Source organism: Erwinia sp. V71 (genome assembly GCF_965644245.1).
GTDB lineage: Bacteria > Pseudomonadota > Gammaproteobacteria > Enterobacterales > Enterobacteriaceae > Erwinia.
Genome location: NZ_CBFFRK010000212.1, coordinates 1 through 2834, shown reverse-complemented (window position 1 = coordinate 2834; position 2834 = coordinate 1). Strand labels below are relative to the sequence as shown.

At 51.3% G+C, this 2834-nt stretch carries 2 protein-coding genes; both read right to left on the bottom strand.

Annotated features, from left to right (window positions below):
• Positions 1-195: 195 nt before the first annotated feature.
• Positions 196-1398 (bottom strand): putative bifunctional diguanylate cyclase/phosphodiesterase, encoded by a 1203-nt coding sequence (locus tag ACSZO1_RS22085; RefSeq protein WP_437616493.1) that lies wholly within the window; start codon positions 1396-1398, stop codon positions 196-198.
• Positions 1364-2209, bottom strand: a complete 846-nt coding sequence (locus tag ACSZO1_RS22080; RefSeq protein WP_437616490.1) for a PAS domain-containing protein — start codon at positions 2207-2209, stop codon at positions 1364-1366. Before ACSZO1_RS22080 ends, ACSZO1_RS22085 begins: the two co-directional genes overlap by 35 nt.
• Between the last annotated feature and the right edge of the window lie 625 nt (positions 2210-2834).

Genomic DNA, 2834 nt, shown 5'->3' with positions numbered 1-2834 from the left:
GTTGTAAGTGTCTACCATGTCCCCGAACAAGTGTTCACTGTGTCCCCGGACCGTACACCCACGTTGTGGGGGAGGGGGCTATCAGGCGACACCTTTGCGATTTACAACACCTTCAGCCACTTGCAACTGCCTCTGCGACTTTCAAACCCTCTGTCGCTTACAACGACTTCAGCCGCTTACAACCATTTCTGCCGCTTACAACCACTTCTGTCGCAACACACTTCCCAGTTTTTCCGGCGCCAGCGAGCGTGAAAACAGCCAGCCCTGAAACCGATTACACCCCATATCAGAAAGCGTGGTGAACTGTTGTGAGTTTTCCACCCCTTCGGCCACAATACTGATCCCCAGCGCCTGACACATCGCCACAATGCCGCGAATCGTCAGCAGAAACTCCTCATTCTGCGCCATCTGAAACACAAACGAGCGATCAATCTTAACCTCATCAATCGCCAGCTGGCGCAAACCGGTCAGCGACGCCATACCGGTGCCAAAGTTATCCAGCGCGATTTTGATTTTCATCGCTTTCAGCGCCTGCAGCTTACGCTGGGTATCCACCAGATTGTCGGCCAGCACAATTTCCGGCACTTCAAAAATCAGCTGCTGTGGATCAACTCCGCTTTGCACCACAATTCGCTCGACGGTTTGCAGAAAATCAGCGCGTTTTAACTGGCGCGGGCTGATATTGATCGATATCTGCATCTTCTCCAGCTGTGGCTGGTTGCGCCAGACGCGTAACTGTTCGCAGGCCTGCTCAAGCACCCACTCGCTGATATTGAGTATCAGCCCGGAGTTTTCCGCCACCGGAATAAAGGTCGCCGGGGAGATGTCACGGCCATCTGGCGTGGTCCAGCGCAGCAGTGCTTCCAGGCTGGTGGCTTCGCCGCCAGATGAGTATTGTGGCTGGTACTCCAGATACAGCTCGCCTTTATCCAGCGCACGGCGCAGACCGCTCTCGATGGTGTCGCGCTGGCTCTGATCTTCATGCAGACGCGGCGACCAGAACATCCATTTACGATGGTTCTTCTTCGAATAATACTGCGCCATATCAGCCTTATGCAGCATATCGGCAATCGGCGTCTGGTCGTCGTTAAACAGATAGATACCCATGCTGCTGGTGACATTGATAACATTGTTATCCAGCGGCATATCGCGGCAGATATTATCCAGCAGACGGGTAGCCAGCACCGTTACACGCTCTTTGGCATCGTGAAAGCTGGTGCTCAGATGCGTTGCCAGCAGGGCGAACTCATCGCCGCCCAGCCGCGCCAGCGCATCGTGGCCGCGAATGGTATTACGCAGGCGCAGCGCCACCTCTTTTAACAGCGTGTCGCCGGCGGCGTGACCAAGGGTATCATTGACCTCTTTAAAACGACTTAAATCGAGATAAATCAGCGCCATATACTCGCCACCTGCCGCGCGCCTGTTCCACTTTGTCATAAAAGCGCGGGCGGTTATCCAACTGAGTCAGCGGGTCCTGCCAGGCCAGCTGGTGCATCTCCAGTTCCAGCCGTTTTTTCTCGGTAATCTCTTTCACTTTGCCCAGCATCTCTACCGGCACGCCGTCGTCATTAAAGCGCACCACTTTGCCGTGGTTCTGTATCCACAGCAGTTTTTGCTCCGCATTAATCAGGCGAAATTCGCAGCTGAAAACCGGGGTTTCACCACGCAGGTGCTGCTGCAGCGCCTGCATCACCTGACGGCTGTCCTCGGGATGGATCAGGCCGAAGATATCACTTTCGTGGTGTTGCAGGGCATCGTCCTGCAGGCCAAAGATGCGGCTCCAGCAGTGGCTGTGTGAGATCTGCCCGCTGGGAATATCCCACAGCCAGAACCCTTCATCGGTAATCTCCAGTGTCTGCTCCAGACGACGGCGCAGGTGCGACTCTTCACGCTGGGCAGTCAGCTCGGCGCTGATATCGGTGCCGATAAACAGCCGTCCGGTGGCATGCTCGTGTCCCTCACTGTTGACACTGTGCGCACGAATATAACGTGGATGCTGATCATCATTAATCTCCAGGACCGACTGCTGGCAGCTGAGCGCGCTGGTCAGCTGCTCAGTGGCAATCAAACGATGATAGAGCATCTCACCATGATGATTGGCGAATGAGAGGCGATGTTGATCATCAGCGACAAAAATAGCATTGGCGCTGTGCTCAATAATCTGTTCAAAAACAGGCAAACTCTCTTCTGGAAAACGGTATCGTTGCATGTTAAAAACCACAGTGACCTGGTTGGACTGATAAAAAGGACCGTGTGTTTTTTGTGCTGGTATCAGGTTTAATTCCCGAAGGGTTCATTGCTGTGTGTAACCCTGACTGATAAATAACAAAACACACTATCTTATGCTTAAAAATGCTTAATCCATCCCATGTTTATTATCTGCAATCCGTTATTGCAGCGCGTGACGCGGTTTTTATTATGTAACTCGTTGATAATTTTGTTTAATACGGTAACGTACTTGTCAGCGATAACACCGGAACACCCGGTAAATACCGTACTGCAGTATCAGTGAAAGCAAATTGACAGGTTATTCTCTGGTGGTTTCATGTTAAAATCCGCCAAAAGATTGAACTGTCATTTACCATCATTAACCGATAGTTTGCGACGGTTCTGAATAAGCTAGCGTAAATTTGACTTTTTTTATCTGCACAATAAGACACAGTTTGTTGTGCAATTCAGCGCATCAGATTTTACAACCTGTCGTTTCATCTGATTGACTCTTCGCCTGTTAAGGCGGTTATTTAAACCTGATGTTTGCTTGTTCGCGAATTCAGATAATAAGTGCAACGCTTGGTCATGTGGATGGAGGGACGGTTAGCTACCGATAAGCTATC